Source organism: Streptomyces albospinus, assembly GCF_014648695.1.
GTDB lineage: Bacteria > Actinomycetota > Actinomycetes > Streptomycetales > Streptomycetaceae > Streptomyces > Streptomyces albospinus.
In genome coordinates this window covers 1-21255 of sequence record NZ_BMRP01000011.1, presented here as the reverse complement: position 1 = coordinate 21255, position 21255 = coordinate 1, and the positions used below count along the sequence as shown (strand labels likewise).

The 21255-nt window shown below is 73.0% G+C and carries 18 protein-coding genes; 3 read left to right on the top strand and 15 right to left on the bottom strand.

Going from position 1 to position 21255, the window contains the following annotated elements; translation table 11 throughout:
• The first annotated feature begins 11 nt into the window (after positions 1 to 11).
• Complete coding sequence (locus tag IEZ17_RS16840; RefSeq protein WP_189301250.1) at positions 12 to 1484, top strand: ATP-binding protein; 1473 nt, start codon at positions 12 to 14, stop codon at positions 1482 to 1484.
• A complete protein-coding gene (locus tag IEZ17_RS16835; protein WP_373299837.1) occupies positions 1481 to 3175 on the top strand; it encodes a TraM recognition domain-containing protein in 1695 nt (564 codons plus the stop codon). The genes IEZ17_RS16840 and IEZ17_RS16835 overlap by 4 nt, the downstream gene beginning before the upstream one ends.
• Positions 3176 to 3276: 101 nt before the next feature.
• Here IEZ17_RS16835 and IEZ17_RS16830 read toward each other — a convergent pair whose 3' ends face one another.
• The 14 genes from IEZ17_RS16830 to IEZ17_RS16765 form a co-directional block, all read right to left on the bottom strand.
• Positions 3277 to 4140 (bottom strand): thioesterase II family protein, encoded by an 864-nt coding sequence (locus IEZ17_RS16830; protein ID WP_189300927.1) that lies wholly within the window; start codon positions 4138 to 4140, stop codon positions 3277 to 3279.
• Positions 4130 to 4957 (bottom strand): SDR family NAD(P)-dependent oxidoreductase, encoded by an 828-nt coding sequence (locus IEZ17_RS16825; RefSeq protein WP_189300926.1) that lies wholly within the window; start codon positions 4955 to 4957, stop codon positions 4130 to 4132. The genes IEZ17_RS16830 and IEZ17_RS16825 overlap by 11 nt, the downstream gene beginning before the upstream one ends.
• Positions 4958 to 4967: 10 nt before the next feature.
• Positions 4968 to 5714, bottom strand: coding sequence for a 3-oxoacyl-ACP reductase family protein (locus IEZ17_RS16820; protein WP_189300924.1), 747 nt, complete (start codon positions 5712 to 5714; stop codon positions 4968 to 4970).
• 101 nt (positions 5715 to 5815) lie between these two features.
• Entirely contained in the window at positions 5816 to 8710 is a 2895-nt protein-coding gene (locus IEZ17_RS16815) for an aminotransferase class III-fold pyridoxal phosphate-dependent enzyme (RefSeq protein WP_189300922.1), read from the bottom strand.
• A gap of 41 nt (positions 8711 to 8751) precedes the next feature.
• The gene (locus IEZ17_RS16810; protein ID WP_189300920.1) at positions 8752 to 10146 is read right to left on the bottom strand and encodes a beta-ketoacyl synthase N-terminal-like domain-containing protein; all 1395 of its coding nucleotides are present in this window, start codon (positions 10144 to 10146) and stop codon (positions 8752 to 8754) included.
• Positions 10136 to 11410: a beta-ketoacyl-[acyl-carrier-protein] synthase family protein gene (locus IEZ17_RS16805; protein ID WP_189300918.1), complete on the bottom strand. Its 1275-nt coding sequence runs from the start codon at positions 11408 to 11410 to the stop codon at positions 10136 to 10138. The genes IEZ17_RS16810 and IEZ17_RS16805 overlap by 11 nt, the downstream gene beginning before the upstream one ends.
• On the bottom strand, positions 11407 to 12579 hold the full coding sequence (locus IEZ17_RS16800) for a beta-ketoacyl synthase N-terminal-like domain-containing protein (protein ID WP_189300916.1): 1173 nt from the start codon (positions 12577 to 12579) through the stop codon (positions 11407 to 11409). The genes IEZ17_RS16805 and IEZ17_RS16800 overlap by 4 nt, the downstream gene beginning before the upstream one ends.
• A gap of 8 nt (positions 12580 to 12587) precedes the next feature.
• A complete protein-coding gene (locus IEZ17_RS16795; RefSeq protein WP_189300914.1) occupies positions 12588 to 13895 on the bottom strand; it encodes a beta-ketoacyl-[acyl-carrier-protein] synthase family protein in 1308 nt (435 codons plus the stop codon).
• Between the two features lie 52 nt (positions 13896 to 13947).
• Positions 13948 to 14526 carry an acyl carrier protein gene (locus IEZ17_RS16790; protein ID WP_189300912.1) on the bottom strand — a complete coding sequence of 193 codons (579 nt, stop codon included), beginning with the start codon at positions 14524 to 14526 and terminating at the stop codon, positions 13948 to 13950.
• 717 nt (positions 14527 to 15243) lie between these two features.
• Positions 15244 to 16482 (bottom strand): NAD(P)/FAD-dependent oxidoreductase, encoded by a 1239-nt coding sequence (locus tag IEZ17_RS16785; protein WP_189300910.1) that lies wholly within the window; start codon positions 16480 to 16482, stop codon positions 15244 to 15246.
• A 3-nt stretch (positions 16483 to 16485) separates the two neighbouring features.
• Positions 16486 to 16677 (bottom strand): ferredoxin, encoded by a 192-nt coding sequence (locus tag IEZ17_RS16780; protein ID WP_189300908.1) that lies wholly within the window; start codon positions 16675 to 16677, stop codon positions 16486 to 16488.
• A 97-nt stretch (positions 16678 to 16774) separates the two neighbouring features.
• Entirely contained in the window at positions 16775 to 17962 is a 1188-nt protein-coding gene (locus tag IEZ17_RS16775; protein WP_189300906.1) for a cytochrome P450 family protein, read from the bottom strand.
• A gap of 144 nt (positions 17963 to 18106) precedes the next feature.
• Positions 18107 to 18766, bottom strand: a complete 660-nt coding sequence (locus tag IEZ17_RS16770; protein WP_189300904.1) for a TetR/AcrR family transcriptional regulator — start codon at positions 18764 to 18766, stop codon at positions 18107 to 18109.
• On the bottom strand, positions 18763 to 19788 hold the full coding sequence (locus IEZ17_RS16765; RefSeq protein ID WP_189301246.1) for a saccharopine dehydrogenase family protein: 1026 nt from the start codon (positions 19786 to 19788) through the stop codon (positions 18763 to 18765). Before IEZ17_RS16765 ends, IEZ17_RS16770 begins: the two co-directional genes overlap by 4 nt.
• Positions 19789 to 19945: 157 nt before the next feature.
• Here IEZ17_RS16765 and IEZ17_RS16760 point away from each other — a divergent pair, with 157 nt between their 5' ends.
• Positions 19946 to 20614, top strand: coding sequence for a 4'-phosphopantetheinyl transferase family protein (locus tag IEZ17_RS16760; RefSeq protein WP_189300902.1), 669 nt, complete (start codon positions 19946 to 19948; stop codon positions 20612 to 20614).
• Positions 20615 to 20629: 15 nt separating this feature from the next.
• Here IEZ17_RS16760 and IEZ17_RS16755 read toward each other — a convergent pair whose 3' ends face one another.
• Entirely contained in the window at positions 20630 to 21157 is a 528-nt protein-coding gene (locus IEZ17_RS16755; RefSeq protein WP_189300899.1) for a GNAT family N-acetyltransferase, read from the bottom strand.
• Positions 21158 to 21255: the final 98 nt, after the last annotated feature.

Genomic DNA, 21255 nt, shown 5'->3' with positions numbered 1-21255 from the left:
ACGTCATGGCCATGCTCGATCCGCTCGGTGCCCTCACCGACGCTTTCACCAGCTTCCTGTTCGGGAAGGTGGAGACGACACGGCTGCCCGTACGCACCTCCACCGGCCAGGCGCAGGCGGTCTATCTGCCCACCGCGGCCCCCGGCCTCGGCGACTCCGGCGTGATCATCGGCCGCGAGGTCTACAGCGGGAAGGGCTATATCTACGACCCCTTCCAGCTGTACGGGCAGCAGCTGCCGGCTCCGCACTGGCTGGTGCTCGGCGAGTCCGGCAACGGCAAGTCCGCGCTGGAGAAGACCTATGTCCTGCGGCAGTTGCGGTTCCGCGACCGGCAGGTGGTCGTCCTGGACGCGCAGGGCGAGGACGGCGTCGGCGAGTGGAACCTGATCGCCCAGGAGCTGGGGATAACGCCCATCCGGCTGGACCCGACGGCCGCCCTGAACGGCGGGATCCGGCTCAACCCGCTCGACCCGTCCATCACCACCACCGGCCAGCTGGCCCTGCTCCGCACGATCATCGAGGTCGCCATGGGGCACGGCCTGGACGAGCGGTCCGGCTTCGCGCTGAAGGTCGCGCATGCCGCGGTACTCAGCGAGCACGAGGAACACGGCGAAGGGGCGCGCGAGGACGCGGACGTCCGGCCGAGGGGCGGGCGGCAGCCGGTGCTCACGGACATCGTCGAGCAGCTGCGGCACCCCGAACCGGCCTCCGCCGAGGCGATGAACGTCGACATAGACGATGTCCGCGCCTGGGGTCTGGACGTGGCGCTGGTGCTGGACCGGCTGGTCGACGGCGACCTGCGCGGGATGTTCGACGGTCCGACGACGGCGGGCATCGACCTGGACGCGCCGCTGATCGTCTTCGACCTCTCGCACATCGACCGCAACTCGATCGCGATGCCGATCCTGATGGCGATCGTCGGCGTCTGGCTGGAGCACACCTGGATCCGCCCGGACCGCAAGAAGCGCATCTTCCTGGTCGAGGAGGCGTGGCACATCATCAACTCGCCGTTCGTGGCCCAGCTCTTCCAGCGGCTGCTGAAGTTCGGCCGGCGGCTGGGCCTGTCGTTCGTGGCGGTGGTCCACCACCTGAGCGACGTGGTCGACGGGGCGGCGGCGAAGGAGGCCGCGGCGATCCTGAAGATGGCGTCGACCCGCACCATCTACGCCCAGAAGGCGGACGAGGCGCGCGCCACGGGGCGGGTGCTCGGCCTGCCCCGCTGGGCCGTGGAGATCATCCCGACGCTGACCCCCGGCATCGCCGTCTGGGACGTCAACGGCAACGTCCAGGTCGTCAAGCACCTCATCACCGAAGCCGAGCGCCCGCTGGTCTACACCGACCGGGCGATGACCGAATCCTCCGCCCTGCCGACGGACGAGGCGCGGGCGATCTCGCTGGCGGCGGACGCGGAGGCCGAGGCGCGGGCCGAAGCCATCGCGATGGAACGGCAGTTGAGAGACGAGTCGAGCGAGACGGTGGCGTGACGCGCGGATACGACGAGGACGGATACGGCCGCCCGCGGTACGACGACGGCCGGGGCTACGACGGCCGGGGCCGCGGCTACGGCAGCCGGGACCACGCCGGCTACGGCGAGGGCCCCGGCGACGGCCGGCCCCGGGGGCGGGGCGTCCCCGACTCCCTGCTGATCGGGCTGCTGGTCTTTCTGCTGGGGCTGACCCTGGTGGTGTGGACGGCGACCGGGCTGGCCGGGCTGTTCGCGCACGGCGCCTGGCCGGACGGCGTGTCCTATCCCGGTACGCCGATCGCGCTGCGGCATCTGGTCTCCGCGCCGCACGACATCGCGGCGGCCTGGCCCGGCACCCCGAAGGACCAGCTCCCGGGATACGGCCTGTTCTGGGGGATCTTCATCGGTCAGCTGATGGTGCTGCTGGTGCTGTCGATCTTCGCACTGGGGACGATCGCCCGCTACCGGGCCGTACGGGCGGCGCGGCGGGCGAAGCGCGGCCGGGAGCGGGGGGAGGCACCGGGCACCGCGGAGCCGGCGGCGCGGGAAGCCCTGCGCGAGGCGCCACCGGCCGCGGCGCCCGCCGCCCCTCAGGAGGCCCCGCCCGCGGAGCCGGCGGTTCCGGTTGCCCCGGCGGTTCCGGTGGGCCCGGCGGTTCCGGTGGGCCCGGCGGTTCCGGTGGGCCCGGCGGTTCCGGAACCGGTGCCCGCCGCCGTCCCCGAGCAGCGTGCGACCGCCGCCACCGCCGACCCGCAGCCCGCCCCCGCCGCCGAACCCGCGCTCCCCCGCGTCCAGTTCGGGAGCGACCGCGCGGTCACCCGGGCCGCGGCGCTGGCCGCCGCCACCGCCGCACCCGGGCCGCTGATCGTGGCCACCACCGACCCCGCCCTCTGGTCCGAGACCAAGGACGCCCGCGCCAAGCTGGGCCCGGTGCCGGCCTACGACCCCACGCACCGTCTGGACACCCCGGCCCGGCTGCGCTGGTCGCCCACCTCCGGATGCGAGGACATCGCCACCGCCACCGCCCGCGCCGCCGCCCTGCTGGCCCCCGTACGCCCGGCGAGCACCCTGGACTCGGCGGTCGCGGACGCCGCGCAGACGCTGCTGCGCTGCTGGCTGCACGCCGCCGCGCTGGACGGCCGCCCGTTCCGCCAGCTGCACCGCTGGGCGCACGCCGCCGGCGGTGCGCAGGAGCCCGTGAAGATCCTGCGCACCCACCCCAAGGCGTCCGCCGGTCAGGCCGGCGAGCTGGAGTCGGCACTCACGGCGCATGCCGAACGCCGGGAAATGGCAAAGGAGTTGGTCGGCCGGGCGCTGGCCGCGCTCTCGTCGATCCATATCCGCGACGCCAGCAATCCGCTGCGATCGGATGCGCTCGTTCTTGAATCATTCATCGATGAGGGGGGAACGCTTTACCTGGTGGGCGAGTCCATCGAGGATCCGCGCACCGACCCGGGTGCGATGCCGCTGATCACCGCACTCCTCTCGCACGTGGTCGAGCACGGCCGCCGCATGGCCGAACGGTCATCCGACGGTCGGCTCGACCCACCACTCACCCTCGTCCTCGACGACATCGCGGCGCTCGCCCCGCTGCCCGCCCTTCCCGGGCTGCTCGCGACGGGCCGCTCGCGCGGTCTGCTGACCCTGGCCACGATGCGCTCCCGGGAGCAGGCCCGCGCCCGCTGGCCGCAGGACTCCCTGCCGGACTGACGGACCGGCCCCAACCCGCTTGACGCTGGGCCTGGTTGGCGTGCTCACGGGCCGTCAGGTCCGCACACCCGGCGCGCGGCGAGCCGGACGCGCGGCCGGCGTCATCGGGCTCCTCCCCCGTGCTGTCCTCCGTACTGTTCCCCGTGCTGGCCTCCGTGCCGGGTGATGTGTTCCGCCAGGTCCGCCCAGTGCCGGGCGAGATAGAAATGGTCACCGCCCGGGAAGACCCGCAGCCCGAAGCCGCCGGTGGTGTGCGCGTGCCAGGCCGCCGCCTCGTCGACGGTGACCAGCGGGTCGGTGTCGCCGACCAGTGCGGTGACCGGGGTGGTCAGGGGCGGTCCCGGGTGGTGGCGGTAGGTCTCCACGGCCTTGTAGTCGCTGCGTACGACGGGCAGGGCCATGGCCAGGACGTCCCGGTTGTCCAGCAGCCGGGGGTCGGTGCCCCGGGTCCGCCGGATCTCGTCGACGAGGCCGTCGTCGTCCCGGAGGTGGACGGTGCCGCCGGGCACCCGGCTCGGTGCCCAGGCGCTGGAGACGATCAGCCGGTCCGGGCCGGCGCCGGCGCGCTCCAGGAGGCGCGCCACCTCGTACGCCACCAGGGCGCCCATGCTGTGCCCCAGCAGGGTCAGCGGGCGGCCGGTGAGCGGCGCCAGCGCCCGGTACGCGCGGGCCGCCAGCTCGGCCAGGTCCTCGATCCGGGCCTCGCGGATCCGGTCGTTGCGTCCCGGGTACTGGACGGCCAGCGTCTCGTACGGGCGGCCGTCCGCGGTGCGGGCGGCGACGGCGGTGGCCAGCGGCCGGAACGTGCCTGCACCGCCGCCCGCGTGCGGGAAGCAGACCACGCGGGCGAGTGCCGCCGTGCGGTGCGCGGGCCCGGGCCGCAGCCGGCGCAGCCACGGGTCCGGTGCGGGCGCCGCGGCCCGGCGGGGCCGGGTGGCGGTGGCCGTTCGGGCGCTACATGCCACGGGTGTAGCCCCCGTCGACGGTCAGGCTCTGCGCCGTGATGGCGGCGGCCCGGTCGGACACCAGGAACCCGACGAGGTCCGCGGCCTCCCGCGCCTCCACCAGCCGCCGGAGCGGGATGGACTTGCGTGCCTGGCGCAGCATCCGCGCCGGGTCGGCGCCGATCTCGTCCGCGGAGGCGGCGAGTTCCCGGCGCAGCATCGGGGTGTCGATCCAGCCCGGCAGTACGGCGTTGACCGTGATGCCCCGGGAGGCGAGGTCCAGCGCCAGGCCCTTGGTGTAGCCGATCAGCCCGTGCTTGGAGGCGCAGTAGGCGGTGTTCCGCATCTTGCCGGCCTTGCCGAGGATCGAGGACACATTGACGATCCGGCCCTTGTCGACCAGGTGTTCCAGGCAGGCGGCGGTGACCGCGAAGGTGCCGTGCAGGTTGATGTCCAGGACGCGCAGCCAGGTGGACTCGTCGTCGGGGGCGTTCTCGTCGGCGACCCCGGCGTTGTTGACGAGGATGTCCAGCTTGCCGGCGGAGCGGAGCGCGGCCCGCAGTTCGGTGCGCACCCGGTCCCGCTCGCGCAGGTCCAGGGGGAGCGCGGTGGCCCGCGCGCCCAGGTCGCCCACGTCCTTGACCACCGTCTCCAGCTGGTCGGCGTCCCGGTCGAGCAGGATGAGGTGCCCGGCGCCGGACTCGGCCAGCAGGAGGGCCACTTCGCGGCCGATGCCCTGGGCGGCGCCGGTGACGACCGCGGTCCGGCCCGCCAGCTCGCCGGGTGACGGCCGCCCGCCGGGCGCGCCGGACGGTACGGAGGTGTCGATGTCGTTCATGGCCGGCCTCTCACGCCATCTTCAGGCCGCCGTCGATGTGCAGTACCTCGCCCGTCGTGTAGGTGTTGCGGGGGCTGGCGAGGTACGCCACGGCGTCGGCGATCGTCTCGGGTTCGGCGTAGGTCTTCAGCAGCAGCCGGCTCATGATCTCGTCCTCGCCGTGGCTGCGGATGGTGTCCGTCATATCGGTGTTGATCACGCCCGGGGCGACGGCGTTGACGAGGATCCCTCGGGAGGCGAGTTCCACCGCCATCGCCTTGGTGAACGCCTCCAGACCGCCCTTGGCCGCCGCGTAGTTGGACTGCCCGCGGCCGGGCTTGGAGGCCGCGGACGACGAGATGTTGACGATCCGCCCGTAGCGCTGCCGCAGCATCGCGGGGGCCGCGGCCTGGACGGTGAGCATCGGGGCGACGAGGTTGGTGGCGAGGACGTCCTCGATGTCCTTGAGGCTCTGGTTGACCAGCAGTTCGTCGCGGGTGATGCCGGCGTTGTTGACCAGGACGTCGATCCGGCCGAAGGAGGCGCGGACGCCGGACACGACCTGCTGCGGCACCTCGGGGTCGGCGATGTCTCCCTGGAAGAGCTCGACCGTGCGGCCCAGCTTGGCGATCTGCTCGGCGACCTGTTCCGCCTCCGCCGTCGCGCTGCGGTAGTTGAGCGCGATGTCGCACCCTTCCTCCGCGAGCCGGACGGCGATGGCGCGGCCGATGCCCCGGCTGCCGCCGGTCACCAGGGCCACCTGTCCTGCGAATTCCATGTGGCTGGATCCTCTCCAACTCTTGCCGGTGTCAAGGGACGTGGGGACCGGGCGCCGCGCGCGGTGGTTGCGGGCGACGGGATGCGCGCGGCGCCCGGGGCTCACACCGAGTGCGCGCTCTTGTAGTCGGCCAGCCGCAGCCCGTGCGCGTCGGCCAGTGCGGCGATCTCGGTGACCTGTCGGCGGCTGATGTTCCCGTAGGAGTAGTGCCGGTCGAGGCCGGCCAGGCCCATCAGCGCGGTCTCGGCCATGCAGGCGAAGAGCTGGCCCGCCTCCAGGAAGGCGCGCGCCGAGGGGTGCAGGCTCTCGCCGTTGGGCGTGGCGACGATGCCGCCGAGCATGTACGCCAGGTCGGGCCGCTGCGCGGTCAGGTCCGGCACCGCGTTGTTGGGCACCGCGATGTCGCACACCACCGCGTCCCGGGCGAAGTGCTCGCCGGTCAGGAACGGCTCGGGGCTGTTGGAGGCACACAGCACCAACTGGGCCTCGCGGAGCGCGTCGCTGTCCTGGGTGACGGTCAGGAACGGGTCGTCGCCGTACCGCTCCTCCAGGTACGCGGCGATGGCCTGACCGCGCCCGGCGTCGTCCGCGGACGGGTCCTCGGCCAGCCACTTGGTGATCAGCGGCTCCTCGGCCAGCCGGGCCGGGATGCCGGTCAGCTCGCCGCCGGCCGCGATCCGCGCCCAGCACTCCTGGTAGATGCCGTGCACGGTGTTCCGCAGCCGCCGCACCGAACCGTCCCGGCGGCTGCCGACCAGCACGATCCGGGTCAGCTTCTCGGCGAACAGCTGGCTGTAGACGGAGGCGATGTTGCCGGCCGCGCCGACCACCGCCAGCGTCGAGTCGGCGACCGGGAAACCGCGGTCCTGTGCGCCGCGCTCCATGGCCTGTACGCCCATCGCGACGGTCAGCGCGTTCCCGGAGGTCAGCGCGATGCCCGGGACGTTCAGCGAGGTGCAGTTGTGGGTGACGATCGAGGTGTACATGCCGAGCCCGGCGACCTCGCAGCCGTCGTCCCGGGCCGCCTGCACCCGCTCCTCGATGTCCGCCCGGATCCCGGTGACGTCCCCGGAGGCGAGATAGCGGCCCATCTGCTCGGACCCGACCATCAGCGGGTAGAGCGCGAACTCCACCGCACTGCCGAGCGGCGAGACGATCCGCACGCCCGGGTAGGGCGCGGCCTTCTTCACCGGGTCCATGCCCAGTACGAAGGAGCGCAGCGCGGCATCGCTCAGATCGGCCAGCGCCGGGTCCACCTGCCGCAGATGGGCCGGGGTGATCAGGTGGTTGACGAACGCCACCTTGCGGACCGGGCCGGTCACCGGGCGCACCTCGCCCTGCTCGTAGCCCTCGACGGCGCCCCGGAAGTCGCGGATCTCCGCGCGCGGCTTGGGGATCGTCCGGTCGCTGGCCGGGTGGACCAGGTGGAGGGTGTCCTCGTAGCGCAGGATGCGGCAGAGCCGGTCCAGCGCGCCGCGCAGCTTCTCGATCTCCACGTCCGTGATGTACGCGGACGGCTGGATGCGCAGCACGTTGCCGGCGCTGCCGGTCGGTGCGATCCGGATGCGCTCCTGGCGCAGCAGGTAGCCGGAGAGCAGATAGCCCAGCGACCCGGTGTACGCGCTGCCGCGCAGCACCATCGAGCGGGCCGTGCCCTGGTCGCGGAGCTGGACGCCGAGGAACAGGCCCTTGCCGCGGATGTCCTCGATGATGTCCGGGTACGCCGACCTGAGGTCGGCCAGCATCCCGGCCAGCCGCTCACCGCGCTCGGTGACCTGCCGGTACACCGCGCCGTCGTCGGCCTCCAGCATCTCGACGACCTTGCGGGCGACGGACGAGGAGAAGTCGTCCATGGCGAACGTCGAGCTGTGGATCAGGTCGAACTCACCCTGGTAGAGCGACCGGCGGACCAGCATCGCGGAGATCTTGGCGAGGCCGCCGCCCAGCGACTTGGACAGCGTGTAGTAGTCGCCGCGCAGCCCGATCAGCGAGCTGGCCAGGAAGGCGCCGCAGCGGCCCATGCCGCTCTGCACCTCGTCGATGATCAGCGCGGTGCCGACCCTGTTGCAGAACAGCCGGATGGCCCGGCCCGCTTCGGTGGTCAGCGCGTGGATGCCGCCCTCGCCCTGCACCGGCTCGACGAGGAACGCGGTGATGACCGGGAAGTCCCGCTCCACTACCCGCACTTGGCCGTCGGCGACCTCGGTGTCGAGCAGCACCACCCGCTCGTCCTCGGCGATCCGGTCCAGCAGCTCCAGCCGGTCCATCGGGACGAAGCGGACCCGCGTCCCGAGGTTCTGGAACGGCGCGCGGAAGCCGGAGTTGTAGGTCAGCTGGACGCTGCCGACGAGCTTGCCGTGGAAGGACCGCTCCAGGGCCAGGAACAGCGGCCGGGTGGCCAGCGCCGCCGCGTTGTGCGCACCGACCGCCGACAGCAGCCCCTCGATCCCGTCGGCCGGCGCCGCGTGCCCCTGGACGGCGGGCAGTTGGAAGGCGTCCGGGTCCACCACGGCCGCGCCGCGCCGGACCGCCTCCCGGGCCGCCTCGGCGTGCGCCGCGGTCTCGTCGGCCAGCGCCGCCGCCCGGCGCACCCGGACCAGCTCGGCGTGCTTGACGGCCGCCTCGACCGCCTCCGCGCCGCTGTTGCCGAAGGTCGCCAGGTACGGCTCCTTGACGGAGGTCTCGCGGCGCACCGCGTCGCTGAGCGCGGCGCCGAGCCGGCCGGCCTCGCCGCGCAGCGAGAACTGCGCGTGCACCGCCCGGTTCTGGTCCAGCAGCTCCTTGGCGTGCGCCACGATCTCCGGGTGGTTGTGCCCGAAGATCAGCGAGCCGTAGCCGCCCATCAGGTCCAGGACGGGCACCGGCTCGCCCTGGTCGTCGCGGTGGTGGAGGGTGTTGCCCTCGGCCCGCTCGTACTCGACGTCGAGCCCCAGAGCGGTGAGTACCCGGCCCATTTGGGGCTGCACGAATTCGGTGAACGGCGAATCAGCTGACATTGCCGTCATCACTGACATGGCTGACATGACTGGTGGTCCCCTCAGGAGAGATGCGGCCGTCGGGCGAGCAGAGCTCCCGCGAACCCGTTGAAGGTGCTGTGCAGGGTGAGGACGGAGTCGATCCGCCGCTTCCTGGCCGTACCGGTGACGAAGTCGGTGCCGTCGTCCGGCGGCGACTCCAGATGCGCGATGGGCGGCAGCTCGCCGGCCGCGAACAGGCTGGGCGCCAGCGCCAGTTCGGCCAGCGGGCCGGCGGCCCCCAGCGTGCCGAGGATCGGCCGTACGGAGCTGACCGGGACGCCGCTGTCCTTCAGCAGCGCCCGCAGCAGCTCGGCCTCGGCGGCGTCGTGGTGGACGGTGCCCTTGCCGTCGGCCAGCACGGCGCCCAGCGACTCCGGCGCCACCCCGTGCGCGGCCATCAGGCCGCGGGCGCTCTCCGCCGGCCCGGCCGGGCCGACCCCGCTGTCCGCGGCGGGCCGCAGCGTCGCGCCCAGCACCTCCACCAGCGGGACGGCACCGCGCGCCGCGGCGTCCCCGGCCCGCTCCAGTACGAGCGCCACCGCGCCCTCGCCGAGCACCGTGCCGTCCCGCCCGGCGTCGAAGCTGCGCAGCGAGTCACCGCCCCGCCCGCCCGCGCTCAGATGCCCCGCGCGGTACTGCGCGGCCAGCTTCAGCGGCTCGTTGTAGCTGCCCGCGCCGACCACCATGGCGGTGTCGCAGTCGCCCCGGCGCAGGCTGAACGCGGCCCGCTGGAGGGCGCTCAGCGCCGCGCCCGCGTCCTGGACGAACGCCGCGCAGTCACCGCGGAACCGCTGGGCGATGCTGATCAGCGCCAGGGTGTTGTTGTTCAGCGCCCGGATGACGGTGAACGGGTTGAAGGTCGCCGCGTTGCCGAACGCCTCCGCCACCACCCGCTGGAGGTCCGCGCCCACCTGCCCCGAGGTGTCCGTCCGGGCCTGGTCGAGGGCCTTGTGGAAGGCCGCCACGCTCAGCTCCGTGGAGTCGTCCTGGGCGACGTACAGCCCGCGCCGGTCCTCGGGGATCGCCTGCCAGCTCTCCCCCGCGTGCGCCATGGCGTCCTGGGCGGCGAGCACCGCGTTGAAGGTGAACGAGGTGCCGAACTTCCGCAGCTTGTGGGGCACACCGTCCCGGCTCGCCTGCTGGAGCGCGTCCGGGACGTGCCCGAAGTGGGTGATCTTCCGGGTCCGTACGTACGGGTCCCGGTAGGGCGCGAGCGCGGGCCGCGCCTCGCGCCAGGCCGTCCACAGGGCCTCGGTGCCGCGCCCGGTGGGCAGCACCGCGCCGATACCGGTGACGACGATCGCGTCGCCGGGGCCGGACGAACGGTGCGCGTCGCCGCTGTCGGCGCTGTCGGCGCTGTCGGCAATGTCAGCGCTGGAAGTGATGTCCGCGCTCGGATCGATGTCAGTGCTCATAACCACGCACCACCAGACTGGCGTTGAGTCCGCCGAAGCCGAAGGAATTGCTGACTGCCACCGACACCTCCTGGTGCCGCGCCTTGTCCGGCACGTAGTCCAGGTCGCAGGCCGGATCCGGGTTCTCCAGATTCAGCGTCGGGGGCACGATGCCGTCTCGTACGGACAGCACGGTGGCGATCAGTTCGGGCGCCCCGGCGGCGGCGATCAGATGGCCGAGCATGGTCTTGTTGGCGGTGACCGCCAGCCTCCGGTAGTGCTCGTCCGCCGCGAAGACGTCCTTGATCGCCCGGGTCTCGATCGGGTCGTTGAGCGGTGTGGAGGTGCCGTGCGCGTTGACGGAGTCCACCTCGCCCGGCGCCACCTCCCCGTCCGCCAGCGCCCGGCTCATGGCGAGTGCGGCGCCGTGCCCCTCGGGATGCGGGGCGGTGACCTGGTACGCGTCCAGCGAGCTGCCGAACCCGGCCACTTCGGCGTAGACCGCCGCACCGCGCCGCCGGGCGCTCTCCTCGCTCTCCAGCACCAGCATGGCCGCGCCCTCCGCGGCGACCAGCCCGCTGCGGTCCCGGTCGAAGGCCCGGCACAGCCGGTCCCCGAAGAGCTCGGAGATGGAGGGCGCACCGAGCAGATGGAGCCCGGTCATCGTGGGCAGGTTCAGCACCGAGTCCGCGCCGCCCACCAGCATCGCCTCCACCTCGCCGCGCCGGATCATCCGGAAGCCGTGGCCGATGGCGTGGGTGGCCCCGGCGCAGGCGGTCGAGAAGTTCAGCGCGGGCCCGCGCAGCCGGTGCCGCGCGGCGATGGCGGCGGCCAGCGCGTCATTGGTGCAGAACAGGCCGCTGGCCCGGTCCAGTTGGGCTCGCCGCGCGTAGAGCGTCTGCCAGCTGGGCCGCCCGTCCTCGCCGACCGCGTGCAGCAGCTCGTACGGGTCCCGCTCCGGTACGCCCGAGCCGACGGCCGTACCGATCCGGCCGAGCGCCCCCGGCTCCTCGATCCCGGCGTCCGCCAGCGCCTGCCCGGCGGCGGCCAGCCCGAAGCGGGCCCGCCGCTCCATGGGGGCCGGCCCCTCGCCGGCGCCGTACCGCTCGGCGAACGCCTCGTCGTCGACCGGCGCCGCATAGCGCACCGGGAAGTCCTCGACGCCGGGCAGCTGCCACCGGCGGATCGCCGAACGGCCCTCGGTCAGGCCCTCCCACATGGTCTGCCAGTCGAGCCCCAGTCCGCAGACGGCGCCCAGCCCGGTCACCACGACGCGGCGGCTCATTTCCCGACTCCTTCCAGTACGACGGCGCACACCTGGCCGCGCACGCCGCAGGCCAGCACCAGCGCCCTGGGCGCCGGCAGCGCCTCCTCGCGCACCCCGTCACCGCCGTCCGCCAGCCGCCGCCCGCCGGCCAGCCCGTGCAGCGCCAGCAGCACATGGGCCAGCGGATGGGCGGGGCCGAGCACACCGGTGGCCCGCTCGCTGGTGCACTCCGCGGGCCGGTGCGCGAGCGCCCCGAAGACCCGGTCGAGCGCGGCGCGCTGCGCCCGCGCACCGGCCGCCGACCACACGGCGTCCGGCAGCACCCAGCCGATCCCCCCGGCGTCCGTACGGGCCATCTCCAGCGCCGCGTGCACGGCCTGTGCAATCGCCTCCGCACGGTCGTCCTCGGTGGCGCCGAACGCCCGCCCGTAGCCGGCCAGTCGGGCCGCCGGGCCGCCGTCCGCGGCACCGTCCGCGGCCCGCTCGGCGAGCAGGAAGGCCGCGCCCTCGCCGGGGACCGCCCCGTTCCAGCCCAGCTCCTCGTACTGCGCGAAGAGCAGCGGATGCGCCTTGGGGCTGACCGCGCCGACCAGCGCCGCCGCGTTCTCCCCCTCGGCGACCGACAGCGCCCCGTCGATCAGCGCTTCCAGGCCGGCGTCCGAGAACGGCGAGTACGCCGCCATCGAGCCGGTGAGCCCGAAGGCCGCCGAAATGTGCGCCGCGGCCGTGCTGTTGAGGTGCGAGAGCCCGCTGAACGGCGGGACCTCGCGCCCGAAGAGGGCGGCCACCTCACCGGGCGAGCCGGCGGCCCGGTGCAGCCGGTCCAGTGCGCCGAACCGGAGCAACTCCTCGTCCACCGTGGGCAGTCCGAGGTACAGCCCCCAGCCGGGGCCGCCCACCGGCCCCCGTTCGCCCGGCCCCGCCAGCGCGAGCCGCGCCCCGTACAGCGCCATCCGCGCCTGCTTCTCCGAGGTGCGCAGCACCCGGCGGTGCACGCCCAGCGTGGCGGCGTCCGGGTCGTCCACCAGGAAGGCGGTGTCCGTCTCGGGCCAGGGCCCTGCCAGGAACTCGGCCGGGCGGCCGGTGTCCTTGCCGGCCACCAGGGCCTCCCACAGGGCGCCCGGATCCGTACCGGCCGCGGTGTATAAGCCCGGTGCGGTCAGCCGCACCGCGTCACGAATCGTCATGGTCGCGCTCACCCCGCCTGGGCCAGGATCAGAGAACAGTTCTGGCCGCCGAAGCCGAAGGAGTTCGACAGCACCGCGGTCACCCGCGCGTCGCGCCGCTCGGTGACGACGTCCAGTCCGGCGGTCACCTCGTCCGGTTCGGTGAAGTTGAGCGTCGGCAGCACGGCCTGCCGCTGGAGGCTGAGCACCGACAGCACCGCCTCCGCCGCCCCGCTGTTGGCCAGCGAGTGCCCCATGGCGGACTTGTTGCCGGTGACCGGGATCCCGGCGGCCCGCTCCCCGAAGACGGTGTGCAGGGCCGCCGCCTCGCAGGTGTCGTTGGCCTGGGTCGAGGTGGCGTGCGCGTTGATGTGGTCGATGTCCTCCGGGGCGAGCCCGGCGTCCGCCAGCGCGGCCCGGATGCACTCGGCGTAGTCCGAGCCGTCCCGCGAACTGGACGTCATCTTCACCGCCTCGGTCACCCCGGCGTACCCGGCGACCCTGGCCAGGATGCGGGCCCCGCGCGCCTCGGCGTGCGCCCGCGACTCCAGGACGAGGAACGCCGCACCGTCCCCGATGACGAAGCCCGAGCGGTCCTTGTCGAACGGGCGGCTGATCTCCGCGGGCGCCTTGCCGTCCGCCGGGGCGAGCGCGCCCACCCCGTAGAAGGCGGCGACGGAGGTGAGCGTGGTCAGGCTCTCGGCACCCCCGGCGAGCGCCACGTCGAGCGCGCCGCTGCGGATGTAGCGGTACGCGCTGCCGATCGCCATCCCGCCCGCGGCGCAGGCGTCCGCCCGGGTCTCCAGGACGCCGGCCGCGCCGAAGTAGTCGGCGAGGCTGCCGGTGGCGGTGTCCGGCTGGATCCGCGCATGGCGCCGCGGGTCGGGCCCGGCGTCCGCGTCGAGGTATCCGTCCAGGTCGAACTCCCCGGCCCCGTAGTCCACATGGGCGGCCAGGCCGGTGAGTTCGGCCGGCTCCATGACCATGCGGTTGCAGGCCAGGAAGACGCCGCCGCGCTCACTGTCCAGCCGCCGCGGCAGTCCGCTGCGCTCCCATGCCTGGGCGGCGGCGTGCCAGGCGAGGACACCGGCCGGCCCCAGGGGTCCGGCCTCTTCCGGTGCCGCGTCCTCCAGGGCCTGCCGGACCTGGGGGTCGACGTGCGCCGAGACGGCACAGGGGACGCCCCACTCCTTGTGGCGGGGGTGCTCGGTGATGAGAGTGCGCCCTTGCGCGATGTGGTCGAACAGCGCCTCGGGGTCGGTCAGTTGCCCGGCGACCAGACCGATTCCGGTCACCACGACCTCGTGTTCGGCCCCGTTGGGTATGAGGGGGTTCACTTGCCTTCCTTTCGCACGACGAGCGACGCCTTCCGCACAGGCCGCCGCGCCGTCAGCCGACCGGCTGGGCGTGCCCGATCGCCTCCAGCGCCGCGCGGACGCCCTCGGCCATCACCTCGTCACCGGTGGCCGCCTCCAGCGCCGCGCCGCAGCCGGCGCAGACGGCCTTGCCGGACACCGCGAGCTCGGCCTTGTCGGCGCCGCACTCGGTGCAGGTGGCGGGCAGGTGGTCGAAGATCGCGTGGGTGAAGGAGGCCCAGTGGGCGCTGGTGGCCGCCGCGGCGACCTCGTACGGCCGCATCCCGGCGTGCACCTGCTCCTCGGAGTAGCCGAACGCGCTGCGGCGCAGCACCTCGGCGGCCAGCTCGGAGATGCCGCCGCGCTCGTCGTAGAGCTGCTCGGAGCCGCCGAGCGCGGTCGCGAGCAGGTCCAGCACATTCGACTTGGGCAGTGCCACGCCCAGCTTGGTCTCCATCTCGAAGCGGAATTCGACCAGGTCGAGGGATTCCGCTCCCAGGTCCGCGACAAGGGTCGCGTCGGGCGTGATCTCGTCGACGCTGCTGCCCAGGACCTGGGCCAGCCCCTCCCGCACGATCTCGTGTATCTGCGCTGCCTCGAAGGGGTTCTGCATGATTGTCTCCTCGTTTCCTAGTACTCTGAGCACCACCATTTACCGGCCATTTGAAGCCCCGGAAAACGGCAGCAGAAATTACCTGGCAACATGTGTCAGTCAGCGACTCGCCGATACCGGCAAAGCTCGACGGCGCAGTGAATTCAAGGTTACGAGAGCCTGCTTTTGCAGACGCCGAAGAAACCGTTCAGGAATTCACGCCGCAACTGCCGCAGCACCCTGCGGTCGGCGATGAGTTGATGGGAAGCCCGCGGGCAAGATGACATGCTGCCGTCAAAACGGCGAGGTCAGACCTCGGGCAGTAGACAGGGGCACGCTTCCGGACACCAGGAAGCCCCCACTTCAGACACCTTGGAAGGCGCTACACATGCCATCCCCCGTAGCAAAAGGATCCCCCGACACCTGCATGCTCAAGAACGGACCATTTTCGGTCGGCGGCCACACCGTCGTGACGCACTCACAAAGCCCGCCCCGCCTCAGCTGGAGGCGCGATAAAAACGTTACCACCGCCGCACAGGACCGTCACTCATTTGTGCGATAGGTCACGTGACCAAGTCGGGCACCGGAGGGTGCGCAATAAATGTTCCGTGGTATTGCGAAACTTAACGCGGCATTCACATTCCGGAGAGTTTGATTCCCCTCGGCCGAATTTCGCCGGTTACCCCGGGTAAACCCATGCCGTTCACGCCATTTCCGGCCGACACGGCGCGCCCCGCTTCACGCGGCCGACCCGCCCGGTACCGGCTCGCCGGCCCGCTCCCCCTGGAGCCGCCGCGCATACTCCGCCAGCCGCCGCCCCAGATTCACACTCACCGCACCGACCAGCCGGCCCTCCCGGTAGTGCGCCTCCACCAGCTTCTCCGCGCCCGGATCCCCCTCCTCGACGACCACCCGGTCCCCCGTCCCCGGCAGCCCCACCGACCTGATCCGCAGCCCGAACGCCGACGTCCAGAACGACGGCACATGCCCGTACGGCTCCGCAGCCGCCGGCCCCGCCAGCAGATTCCCGGCCGCCAACTCCCCCTGCGCAGCCGCATTGCTCCAGTGCTCCAGCGGCACCGGCCCGTCCGCCGACCGCACCGCGTCGCACCACGCCACGTCCCCGGCCACCACGATCCGCGGATCCGGCACCCCAGCCTCCCCGCCCGCCCCCGCCGTCCGCGCGAACAGCCGCTCGTCGCAGTGGATCCGCCCGGACGGCAGCGCCAGCCCGGCCCCCGCCAGCCACCCGGTGGCCGGCGTCATCCCGATCGCCACCACCACCAGCTCCGCCGGCAGCACCTCCCCATCGGCCAGCTCGACCCCGCCGACCCGCTCCCCCACCGCCCGAAAGCCCCGTACACCGGCCCCGAGCCGCAGCACGACACCCGCCCGCCGCGCCGCCCCGGCCACCAGACCGGACACCGCACCGCCCAACGCGCGGAGCGGCCGTGCGAACGGCTCCACCAGCGTCACCCGCACCCCGAGCCCCAGCTCGGTCAGCGACGACGCCAGCTCCACACCGACGAACCCCGCCCCGACGACCACCACTTCACGGGCCCCGCCATCCACCGCCGCCCGCAGCCTGCGGACGTCGTCCAGCCCGCGCACCGTCAGCACCCCGGACGCCGGCACCACCCCGGGCCAGGCCCGCGCCTGCGCACCGGTCGCCAGCACCAGCCCGTCGTACGGCAGCTCCGCACCGTCCGCCAGCCGCACCCGCCGCCGCTCCCGGTCCAGCCCGACGGCCGCGGTGCCCCGGATCCAGCGGGCGCCGAAGTCCTCGGCGCCCGCCAGCCGGATATCCGCCTCCGTGAGGTCCCCGGTCACCACCTGCTTCGTCAACGGCGGCCGGTCATACGGCAGTTCCCGCTCGTCCGACACCACGGTCAGCGCCCCGTCGAACCCCCGCGCCCGCAGCGACTCACCGGCCCGGACACCCGCCAGGCCCGCGCCCACCACGACGACCTCGCGCACGGCTCAGGCTCCCTCGACCGCAATCGCCCGCACCGGGCACGCCCGCGCCGCGGCAGCCACCCTGCCGGCCAGCTCCGGCGCCGGATCCGGCGCCACCACCAGCCGCTCGTCGTCGTCCAGCGAGAAGACCTCGGGCGCGACCAGAGCACACTGCCCCAGCCCGTCACACAGGCCGTGGTTCACCGTGATCCGCATACCGACCTCCCCCAACTCCCTTACGCATGACATGCCGTACGAACCGGGCACCGCGGACCGGCACAGGGCCGCCCGCCCCTGCCCCATCGCCCCGGCCCTACGCCGACTCCCGCGCGTACCGCAGCGGCAGCTCCTCCAGCCCGCGGATCGCGTCCGAAGCCAGCCACCGCACCTCCCCCTCCGGAACCGCCAGCTCCAGCGACGGGAACCGCGCCAGGATCTCCGTCAGCGCGATCGTCGCCTCCTGGCGGGCCAGCCGCTGCCCCAGGCAGAAGTGCGGCCCCATCCCGAACGCGACATGCTGCGCGGTCGCCCGACCGATGTCGAAGGCGTGCCCGTCCTCCCGCACCGCCGCATCCCGGTTGGCCGCGTTCAGCAGGAACCGCACCAGCTCGCCCTTGCGGATGGTGACCCCGCCGGCCTCGATGTCCGCAAGCGCCACCCGGTTCACGGTCGTCATCGCCGACCCCCGGAACCGGAGCGCCTCCTCCACCGCACTCCCCACCAGCGACGGATCCCGCCGCAGCGCGGCCAGCTGCTCCGGATGCGTCAGCAGATCGTGCAGCGCGTTGGCCAGCAGGTTCGTCACCGTGTCATGGCCCGCGATCAGCAGCACCGCGGCGAACGACGACAGCTCCTCGTCCGTCAGCGCACTCCCGTCCTCGAAACGCGCCGCGATCAGCTCGCTCAGCAGATCTTCGGTCGGCCGCTCCCGCTTGGCCCCGATCAGCCCGATGCAGTACGCGAACAGCTCGCCCGCCGACGCCTGCATCGCCTCCAGCGACGGCGCCGCGGAGATGTCCATCGCCCACTTCCGGAACGGGTCCCGGTCCTCGCCCGGCACCCCCAGCAGATCGCAGATCACCTCCAGCGGCATCGGATAGGTGAACGCGTCGATGAAGTCCGCCGTCCCGCTGTCCCCCAGCTTGTCCAGCAGCTGCCGGGTGATCTCCTCGATACGCGGCTCCAGCTCCCGCACCGCCTTCGACGCGAACGCCGCGGTCACCAGCCGCCGGTAGCGGGCGTGCCCCGGGTCGTCCTGCTCCAGGAGCATCACCTGCAACCCCGGAACCAGTGCCCCGTGCGGCGCATGCGTGTGCACGTCGTTCGACAGCCGCGGATCGCTCAGCAGCTCCCGGGTCAGCGCCGCACCGAGCACCGTCCAGGTCTCCTGCTGGTTCAGCTGACGTGTACGGATGATGCCGTGGCTCCTGGCGAGCCGCTCCAGCTCCTGCTCCAGACCGGCCGACGCCGCGAGCTCGGCAAGATCGATCACCTCGGACATGATGAAATTCCCCCTATCCCCCTGGATGTACCTCACCTGACGGAGCGCCGGCCCCGCCGCCACCCGACGGCACGGACCGGCCGGCCCCGGAAGAATCCCGCCCCGGACACCACCGGACGGCGGCCACCCGGCCGCCCCGGCTCCTCAGTCCCGGAGCAACTGCACGGCCTGCTGCGCGAGTTGTGCATCCATCGCGCCCGACCGGCTCCCGGCGATCCCCGACCTCATCAGGGCCGCCCCCTCGACCAACGCCACAAACGTCTCGGCCCGCGCCCGGCACAGCTCGGCCGACCAGTCCGGCCGCCCCTGCTGCACATACGCCTCCACATGGGCCACGTACTTCCGGTAGAACTCCCGGACCACCGCGGCGATTTCGTCATCCCTCGCCGCCAGCGCCCACACCTCGACATACAGCCGGACCAGCTGCGGATCCTCCTGCTCGGCCAGCACCACCGCCACCACATCGGCGGGGTTGGCCCGGCCCTCCGGGATCTCGATGACCGACGGATCGTCCCGCGTCAGCCGCAGCCCGGTCGTCTCCGCCAGCCGCTCCAGCGACCGGTCCAGCGCCCTCTCCAGTACGGCCTTGATCAGGTCCGCCCGGGTCGGGAAGTAGTGCTGCAAATGCCCCACCCGCACCCCCGCCTCACCGGCGATGGCCCGCAACGACGCATCCGCGTTCCCCTTGGCGACCAGCACGGTCTCCGCGGCGTCCAGCAGACTCGTCCGTCGGATGCTCCCCTGCCGCGTCAACTGCGGCTTGCCGCCGAGGCGCTTCTCGCTCTCCTCGTTCTCCTCGCTCATGACACCGCGACCTCGACCCCGGCCTTCTCCAGCGCGGCGACGACGTCCTGCGGCGCCGGCGTCATCTCGGGGAACACCACCCCGCCCGGCGCCGCGCAACCGTCCTCGCCGAGCACCCGGCGCAGCCCCAGCAGGCCGCCCAGCGCGGTCAGATGAGCCTGCCCCGCGGTGTCCTTCACCACGGCGGTACGGCGCTCGCCGGCCCGCCCGCGGACGTCGATCCGCAGCAGCGCACTGCCGCCCTCGCCCGGCGAGTACAACATCGACCGCCGGGTCTTCTCGAACCTGTCGCCCCGCCCCCACCGGAAGAACCCGGTCTTCTTCAGCGCGAGCAGCGAGGACGTCGACGAGTTGGCGCTGAACCCGATCCGGGTGATCGCCGTGTCGACCCCCAGCGCCAGCGGCAGCGTGAACTGCTCCGGCGTGTCGATCCGCGCCACCTTCGTACGGTGCTCGCCGATCGCCACGTAACCGGCCCCGGTCAACGGCATGATCATCCGCCGCTGCCCGCCCTCGGTCACCTCGTAGTCCAGCCCCAGCCGGTCCATGAACTCCACCGAGTCGGTGCCCGCCCGGTCCTTGAGGTCGTACCGGATGGCGATCTCCACCGCCGACGCCCCGCCGAGCTCGGCCGCGAGCGCCGCGGTGACCAGCGCACTCACCCCGCCCATCCAGCTGGACGACAACAGCACCGGCGCCGTCGGCGGGGTCACCGCCGCCACCGCCGTGGCCCGCTGCAACCGCGCGGTCCACCGCGTGATGTCCACATACGGCACACCCCCGCGGATCGCCGCCCGCAGCACCCGGTCCTCCGGGTCGTTCACCGTACTGATCACGGCCCGCACCCGCGCCGAGAACGGCTCCGGATCACTCAGATCCCAGCGCCGCACCGTCGCGCCGACCTCATCGGCCAGCGCCTGCCCGCGCTCCGGGGTGCGCCCGGTCAGCAGCAGCGGCCAGGAGGGCGCGGCGAGCCGGGTCAGATCGCCGCCGACGGTCCCGTAACCGCCGACCACGAGCACCGGACCTGTCACATCAAGCTGGATGTCATCGTCCACACCGCAGACACTAGGTCACGCGACCTAGATTCACAACGCCCGCCTCTGTCGGCCGCGTCACATAAAGTCGCAAGCCCACCCGCCGCCGACCGGCAGCCACAGCAAAGGAGTTGGGCCCCCGATGCTCATCGAGAACGTCCTCCCCCCGACCGCCATCGGCGAGGACGCCCTCGGCGACCCGCCCCCGGCCGCATCCCCGGCCCTCTTCCCCGTCGAGGAACAGCAGATCGCGCACGCCGGCGAGAAACGCCGCCGCGAATTCACCACCGCCCGCCAGTGCGCCCACCGCGCCCTGACCCGCCTGGGCCTCCCGCCCACCCCCCTGCCCCCGGACCCCACCGGCGCCCCCGCCTGGCCCCCCGGCATCACCGGCAGCATCACGCACTGCGACGGCTACCGCGCCGCCGCGGTCGCCCACACCACCGACATCCCCCACCTCGGCATCGACGCCGAGCCGCACGCCCCGCTACCGCCCATCGTCCGCGAGGGCATCACCACCCCCGCCGAACGCACCCACCTCCACCAACTCCACGGCGCCCGCCCCGACATCCACTGGGACCGCCTCCTCTTCAGCGCCAAGGAGTCCGTCTACAAGACCTGCTCCCGCCTCTCCCCCCGCCCCCTCCAGTTCGACGACGCCGAAATCACCTTCACCCCCGACACCCACACCTTCACCGCCCGCCTCCTCCTCCCCTGGCCGGCAGACGTCCCCGCCCCCCTCCTCACCGGCCGCTGGCACACCTCCCACGGCATCGCCCTCACCGCCACCACCGTCCCCCGCCCCGCCTGACACCCCCTCACCCGCCTACGCCGCCCGCCACACCACCATCTCCACCTCCCGCGCCGCCGCGTCCTTCGGATCCGCCATCGTCCGCCCACTCGCCACGAACCCCACCGCCCGATACAGCCCCGCGGCCCGCCCGTTCCCCTCATGCACCCACAGCCGTACGCACTCCACCACCGGCGCCGCCAACCCCCACGCCCACGCCGTCGCGGCCTCGAACAACGCCCGGGCCAGCCCCGTCCCCCGATGCTCCGGCCGCACATACACCCCCACGATGTCCACCGCCGGCCCGGCCCCGCCCCCCTCGACGAGCGCCGTCACCATCCCGCCCCAACAACCGCCCCCGTCCTCCCCGATGAACGTGACGATCTCCCGCCCCACCGCACTCCGCCGCGCGCGCTCCTGCCACTCCTCATCCGGCAGCGCCGACGCCGTCTCCCAGGTCTGGTTGAACGCGATCCCCGCCAACGGATCCGCCAACGCCGCCAGCCGCAATTCCTTGAGCCGCCGCCACTCGTCCGCCCGCACCGACCTGATCAGGTAATCCATTGCCACAGCATCCCAGCGCCCTCCACCAGTTGCCCGGACAACGCAAAAAAGCCTCGTTCCCCGAGTCGAAACTCGGGGAACGAGGCTTTTTCAAAAAT

Excerpts from the sequence above, each read along its gene's own strand:
- IEZ17_RS16840 (WP_189301250.1), top strand. The coding sequence starts at position 12 with ATGCTCGATCCGCTCGGTGCCCTCACCGACGCTTTCACCAGCTTCCTG.
- IEZ17_RS16825 (WP_189300926.1), bottom strand. The coding sequence starts at position 4,957 with ATGAACGACATCGACACCTCCGTACCGTCCGGCGCGCCCGGCGGGCGG.
- IEZ17_RS16820 (WP_189300924.1), bottom strand. The coding sequence starts at position 5,714 with ATGGAATTCGCAGGACAGGTGGCCCTGGTGACCGGCGGCAGCCGGGGC.
- IEZ17_RS16815 (WP_189300922.1), bottom strand. The coding sequence starts at position 8,710 with ATGTCAGCTGATTCGCCGTTCACCGAATTCGTGCAGCCCCAAATGGGC.
- IEZ17_RS16810 (WP_189300920.1), bottom strand. The coding sequence starts at position 10,146 with ATGAGCACTGACATCGATCCGAGCGCGGACATCACTTCCAGCGCTGAC.
- IEZ17_RS16805 (WP_189300918.1), bottom strand. The coding sequence starts at position 11,410 with ATGAGCCGCCGCGTCGTGGTGACCGGGCTGGGCGCCGTCTGCGGACTG.
- IEZ17_RS16800 (WP_189300916.1), bottom strand. The coding sequence starts at position 12,579 with ATGACGATTCGTGACGCGGTGCGGCTGACCGCACCGGGCTTATACACC.
- IEZ17_RS16790 (WP_189300912.1), bottom strand. The coding sequence starts at position 14,526 with ATGCAGAACCCCTTCGAGGCAGCGCAGATACACGAGATCGTGCGGGAG.
- IEZ17_RS16780 (WP_189300908.1), bottom strand. The coding sequence starts at position 16,677 with ATGCGGATCACGGTGAACCACGGCCTGTGTGACGGGCTGGGGCAGTGT.
- IEZ17_RS16775 (WP_189300906.1), bottom strand. The coding sequence starts at position 17,962 with ATGTCCGAGGTGATCGATCTTGCCGAGCTCGCGGCGTCGGCCGGTCTG.
- IEZ17_RS16770 (WP_189300904.1), bottom strand. The coding sequence starts at position 18,766 with ATGAGCGAGGAGAACGAGGAGAGCGAGAAGCGCCTCGGCGGCAAGCCG.
- IEZ17_RS16760 (WP_189300902.1), top strand. The coding sequence starts at position 19,946 with ATGCTCATCGAGAACGTCCTCCCCCCGACCGCCATCGGCGAGGACGCC.
- IEZ17_RS16755 (WP_189300899.1), bottom strand. The coding sequence starts at position 21,157 with ATGGATTACCTGATCAGGTCGGTGCGGGCGGACGAGTGGCGGCGGCTC.